Consider the following 6,338-nt stretch of genomic DNA (forward strand, 5'->3'; position numbering starts at 1 on the left):
ACGACCCCTCCACCGACCGAGGGCCGCTGCAGGCGTCGAATCGGTCGCCCTTGGCAACCTTGCCTCGTGGGGGTGTTGGCAACTGCGGCGAACCCGGCCCAACTCACGCCTGACAAGCACCACGTCTGAGAAGCACGACACCAGGACGTTGCGCCGTGTAATGTCGGACCATCGCCAGCGAGCCGGACTGGGGGAGGAGGGCTGTGGACCTGCACGACGGTGCCCGGCAGAAACTCTCAGCCTGGCTCCAGAGCGGGGCTGAACCCGTACTCGTGCTCCAGGGTTTTACTGGACTCGGCAAGAGCTGGCTTGCAAGGGAACTCGCGTTCGAGGCGAGCTTACCTGTTGTCCAGGTCACCGTGCCCACAGGGACCCTCGGCCAAGAAGACCTGCTCTTCGAGATTGCTGGCGCTTTCGAAGAACTGGGCGATTACGCGATGACAGCGCGGCCAGACGGCGACCTGCTGCAGGGATTGAGCGACGCACTAAAGAGCCCCAAGTTGCTTGTAATTGATGACTTTCAAGAATTGCTTTCATCTACCTCTGGCCATGCGACCGCTGGACTAATAAAGACATTGGCTCGAATAAGCACTTTGGGCTTGCCCGGGCGAATCCTGCTTGTCACCAGCCGAGCGATATCGTTCGATCCGTATCCCAGCTCGGTTGGCACAATCACGTTGGTTGCGCCGGACACAGAGACTGCAGTGTCCGCGCTAGATAACCTGCTGGAGACGCACGGGGTCCCTGGGGCAGTTCCGGCAGAACTTAAGCAGGACGTCGTGACCTGGATGGGCCGTAATCCTCGCGCATTACAGGTCTTGGCGATCTGTCTCCGCTCGGACCCAATCGAGGAACTGATAGATGCGGAGCCGGAGTCTTGGGCGGAACGCCACCAAGGTCTTTCCGGACGGCTGGTGGAACGGCTGGAAGCGCGCATGCTGGCGCGCACTCTCGGCCATCTAGACTCTGGGTCCAATTTCTTGCTGCAAGCATTGTCGGTGTATCGAATCCCCTTCGATAAAGCCACCTTCACTCACCATAGGGTTCAAGTCGGGGATGCTGAAGGGTTACGCGACAAGCTGATCGATTATTTTCTCATCGAGAATCACAGAGGTTGGTATTCCCTGCAACCGGTGGCTCGTCTACTAGCCCTGGCGTCTCTAGAGAAGAACACGCGCGCGAAGTTGCAGAGCCACGAAGTAGCCGCCAAGTATTACTCGAGACATTTTCAATCGGTGAACAAATCCCAGCAGTTGAAGCACGGGAAAGAATTTGTAGAGGCGCGGTTTCATCTAATTGCATGTGGCAAAGAGGAAGCGTTTCAGCGCATTGCGTCTGGGATGCGACACCGGTTGCTTGATTCGCTTCAGGATCGTGAGTCTTTGCCGTCGGGAGAACGTGAGCGCAATGAACTGCTTGCGACGTTGGCATCGGCACTTCATGATACAGATGGGGGACATGGACGGCTCCGCTATCTATTAGCGAGGCTCCTATTAGACCGTGGGGTCCTGGCGGACCGCGTTGTCGCCCTTAACCAACTGCGTCAGTGCGTACTTGCCGAACCGTTGCAGGAGCACTGGACGCTTTATATACAGCTGGCCGGCCTGGTGGAAGGGCCTAACGCTGTGGTGCGGGCGACTACTCGAGCCGTTACTTCGTTAGGTACAGCAGCGTCGCAACAAATCTACATCGTTGCGGCCAAGACCCTAGCGGAGCTCGGTCAACTAGAGCAAGCCGCCGACTTGGCAGCCAAGGGGGTGGTCAGGTTTGACGCAAACGAGTCCATTCCATTAGCGCAGTTATACGCCGGTCTTCTGCTGCGGCGAGACGATTACCGTGGGGCTCGAACTTTTACTCTACGTCGACTTGCCGATGTTGCGGCGTCAAACACGAACTTTCATAAGGCCTTCGAGTCCGTTCTGTTTCCCGCATTGGCGCGACGGGACACATCGACTATCGACCGTCTCAGGTCGACCCTGCCGTTAGGTCCAGCCTTCGATGACAAGCGGCTTGTGTGCGACGCTGCCCTGCTCCAGTGCGAAAACCGATATCAAGATTCGGCTGAGTTATTAGATGCGTCGGATTATGCATACACGGCTGTGGGAACTCAATGCGCATTTTCTTGGTTGGCGACGGGAGATGTAGGTAAAGCCGTATCTGCAGCGAGCCGTCATGGCCTCGGGAAGAACGCCGCGAGCGATTGGCTGATTGGTCTCTTGGCTTTACGTGAGGGGCGAGCAGAACTCGCGGCGGCCTCGATGAGTTCGTCGCTTGGTCGTGGTTTGAGCGAAAGTGAAATTGCGGATCCCAACCTATGGTTGCGTGTTTGGGATATCGTTCCGCGCGCGCCTCGCGTGTATCCTGCATACTTTTTTCCCCGACTCCCGCGGCCCATCACAGGCCTCGCGTACGACCTCGTGCGTCTAGAGCAGCAAGCAAGCGCTCTCCCTGACAAGCTACTGCTTGCCCTGCCCCATGTGCTGGGCGAGGGCGGGGAGGAAGTTGGAGTTGGAAGGAGCAGAGAGGGCGAAACCGGCCCTTTCGTGAGGGTCAGTATCGTCAATCAGATCGCACCCAATGTTGGATCAATTCAGATGGCAAAGGAGCAGGTCAGGGGCGACAAGTACGAGACTGGAGTGGCGGGCGTCGTAGGGAAGAATGCGTCCGCAAGCAACTTCGAAGTACACGGAACTCAACAAGGGGCGGACGGGGCTTCAGGCGAGCTTGTGCAGCTAGCCGCAGAACTGAGGACCTTGCGTGAGGCTTTGGCCCCCGGCGCCGAAGACGCGGCAGAAAGGGCGGATGTGCAGTTGCTCGAGGCGGCAGAGGCTGCTGCCACACAAGGGGATGCGGAGGCGGCTACTTCACACCTGAAGCAGCTGAGCAAGTGGGCGCTGGGAGCTGCAACGGCTGTCGGTACCACTGTTGCAGCGGCTGCCATCAAGGCGGCAGCCGGAATCTAGGCTGCGAGCGCCCGCGAACGGTCCACCGGGATAGCCCGTGTGCGTGGCACGGCGATACTCGTGGCTCCACAATGGGCCAGCACAACTCCGGCGGCAGGCCTAGCGTGACAGTCTGCCTATAGGGAGCCGTCCCCTTCGTCGATTCGGCGGTACGAGCGCACGAAGTCCGAGCCGACGCTTATTAAGTGCCCCCCCGGCGGCGATCTGGCCACGGCGTCACCGCAGGGACTATCCGGAGGGCCCTCCGACCATGCCAGTGGCCCACCTCTGCCGCGTGGCGGCTGTCCCTAGCCGGTGCTGTTGGACACGGCCACCCCCCGTCTCCCGCTGCTAATGTGCCAGGGACTGCTGCGGGTTCGGTTGACACCTGATCTGTGGGGCCGAGGAGGCTCCGCTGGGAGGATGTCGACATGCCTGCACCCCATCCGGAGGAGTTCCGCGACGACGTGGTCGCGGTCGTCCGCAAGGGCGAGGCTCCGATCACTAAACTCGCCGCTGACTTCGGGATCTCCGAATCGTGCCTGCGGAACTGGCTGCGCCAGGCCGACGTCGAGGACGGCGTACGGCCCGGCACGACCGCGGCGGAGAATGCCGAGCTGCGAGAGGCCAAACGCAAGATCCGGCTTCTTGAGCAGGAGAACGAGGTGCTGCGTCGCGCTGCGGCGTACCTGTCGCAGGCGAACTTGCGGCTGGGTCAGTCCCCAGAATGACGTTCCCGCTGGTCCTGGACCTTGCCGACGACGGGATTCCCGTCGCGGTGACCTGCGGGCTGCTGGGATTCTCCCGGCAAGCCTTCTATGCCTGGAAGGCGAACCCTGTCTGTGAGCGGGACCTGGTCGACGCCTGCGGCCACCAACGCTGCGCTCGAGATCCACCGGGACGACCCGGGCTTCGGGTACCGGTTCATCGCCGACGAGCTCACCGACGCCGGCCACGAGATCTCCGAGCGGCGGGTGTGGAAGGTCTGCTCGCAGGCTGGGATCGTCTCCGCGCACGCCCGCAAACGAGGCCGGTTCAAGAAGCCGGGCCCGCCGGTACACGACGACCTGGTCGAGCGGGACTTCACCGCGACCGGGCCGAACCGGCTGTGGCTGACCGACATCACCGAGCATCCCACCGCCGAGGGGAAGCTATACCTGTGCGTGGTCAAGGACGTGTGGTCTCGGCGGATCGTCGGCTACGCCATCGACTCGAGGATGACCAGCCACCTCGCCGTGGATGCGCTCGAGATGGCCATCGTCCGCAGGGGTCGCGACAGCGTGGCTGGCTGCGTGGTCCACGCCGATAGGGGCAGTCAGGGCGAAATCAATCGGTCGTCGCAACACCCCTGTCATGGAGGTGTTGAGTGGTCCGTCGTCAGCAGGGTGCAGATCGGGCGATCCGGCCGAAGTTGCGGTCGCCTGGTCATCCGAAGTTCCAGCGGAACGTGGAGGCTGCGTTCTGGGCCGAGATCGCCAAGGGACTGTTGCCGATCGAAGCCGCGGGCGTGGTCGGCGTGGCGCAAGCCGTCGGGCAGCGATGGTTCCGCAACGCTGGCGGCATGCCGCCGTTCGACCTGAAGTTCACGCCTACGGGCCGCTACCTGTCCTTCGCTGAGCGTGAGGAGATCGCGCTCCTGCGGGCGCAGAACAAGGGCGTACGCGAGATCGCTCGCCACATTGGTCGTGACCCCGGCACGGTGTCGCGAGAGCTGCGCCGCAATGCCGCCACGCGTGGCGGGAAGCTTGAGTACCGAGCTTCGGTCGCGCAGTGGAAGGCCGACATGGCGGCCAAGCGGCCCAAGGTCGCGAAGCTGGTGACCAACGTGCGGTTGCACGCCTACGTGCAGGAGCGGCTGGCCGGGCAGATCAAGACACTGGACGGCAAGATCATCCACGGCCCGCAGGCGCCGCGGTTCACCGGCATCAACAAGCCGCACCGCAAGCATCGTGGGTGGTCCGCGGCGTGGAGCCCGGAACAGATCAGCAACCGGCTCAAGGTCGACTTCCCCGAGGATGAGTCCATGCGCATCAGCCACGAGGCGATCTACCAGTCGCTCTACATCCAGGGCCGTGGCGCGTTGAAGCGCGAGCTGGTCTGGTGCCTGCGCACCGGCCGAGCGTTGCGGGCGCCACGGGAACGATCGCGTCGCAAGACGTGGGCGCACGTCACCCCGAAGACGCTGATCAGCAAACGCCCACCAGAAGCCGAAGACCGTGCCGTTCCGGGCCACTGGGAAGGTGATCTGTTGATCGGGCTGCAGCGCTCGGCGATCGGCACCGTCGTCGACCGCACGACCAGGTTCACGATGCTCGTCCACCTTCCGCGCGAGGAAGGCTACCGGCACAAGGAGACGCCGAAGAACGGCCCCGCATTGGCCGGCTACGGCGCGATCACGATGAAGAACGCCCTGGCGAACACCATGTCGACGCTGCCGGTTCAGTTGGCGAGGTCGGTGACCTGGGATCGCGGCAAGGAAATGTCAGCACACGCGAAGTTCACCGTCGAGACCGGGATTCCAGTCTTCTTCGCGGACCCGCACTCGCCATGGCAGCGCGGTACGAACGAGAACACCAACGGACTGCTGCGTCAGTACTTCCCGAAGGGCACCGACCTGTCCTGCTGGTCGGCCGAGGAGATCGAGGCCGTCGCTCACGCCCTGAACACCAGACCGCGCAAGATCCTGGACTGGAAGACACCAGCCGAAGCCTTCAACGAGCATCTACTATTGCTCCAACAAGCCGGTGTTGCATCGACTGGTTGAACCTGGTCAGTTCCGCTCCCGGCCCTACGTCGCCGCACTGCACCGCCACGCGCTGCGCGGCTCGATGGGCCGGGTCGCCTCCTCAGCGGACAACGCCGCGATGGAGTCCTTCTTCGCGCTGCTCCAGAAGAACGTCCTGAACGACCGCCGCTGGCAGACCCGCGACCAGCTCCGCCTGGCCATCGTCACCTGGACCGAGCGCACCTACCACCGCCGGCGGAGGCAACGCGCCCTCGGCAGGCTCACCCCGGTCGAGTTTGAGACCATCAACCGTGCCGCTCAAGCGGCCTGAAACACCACACCGGAAGTGTCAACCAGACCTTCAGCAGTCCCATATTCGCAGCCCTGGACTTTTGCACGGGACTTTACTCGCCGTCGCCCGCAGCGCCGGCGGGAACCGTGACCGTTCATGTGCCTCTGCAGTCCTCCCAGGACGCCACCCCATGGTCCGCCTGAATCCACCGAGCGTCTGACGTGAGTGGGCGGCGACGACCAGTCACACCGACACGGCCCTCGCAATGACCCGCACGGCTGCGCCAACCGACCGCGTCCGACTCTGGTTCCCCTCTGTGTCAAGGGCCCCGGTGCCGTCGCTTTCTAGGGTGCGCCGCCGCTGGTCGCCGTCAAGGTCG

Annotated in this window: 2 protein-coding genes and 2 pseudogenes; all 4 read left to right on the forward strand. The window is 62.9% G+C overall.

From position 1 onward, the window contains the following. Positions 1–203: 203 nt before the first annotated feature. Positions 204–2,963 (forward strand): AAA family ATPase, encoded by a 2,760-nt coding sequence (locus Q0795_RS16470; RefSeq protein WP_298891561.1) that lies wholly within the window; start codon positions 204–206, stop codon positions 2,961–2,963. Between the two features lie 410 nt (positions 2,964–3,373). Next, positions 3,374–4,261, forward strand: a pseudogene (locus tag Q0795_RS16475) (IS3 family transposase); the annotation flags it as partial. A gap of 242 nt (positions 4,262–4,503) precedes the next feature. Then, positions 4,504–5,706, forward strand: a complete 1,203-nt coding sequence (locus Q0795_RS16480; protein WP_298891565.1) for an IS30 family transposase — start codon at positions 4,504–4,506, stop codon at positions 5,704–5,706. 7 nt (positions 5,707–5,713) lie between these two features. After that, a pseudogene (locus tag Q0795_RS16485) lies at positions 5,714–5,998 on the forward strand (integrase core domain-containing protein); the annotation flags it as partial. Positions 5,999–6,338 lie beyond the last annotated feature (340 nt).

This window comes from uncultured Serinicoccus sp. (assembly GCF_947487915.1).
In the GTDB taxonomy this organism is placed as follows: domain Bacteria; phylum Actinomycetota; class Actinomycetes; order Actinomycetales; family Dermatophilaceae; genus Ornithinicoccus.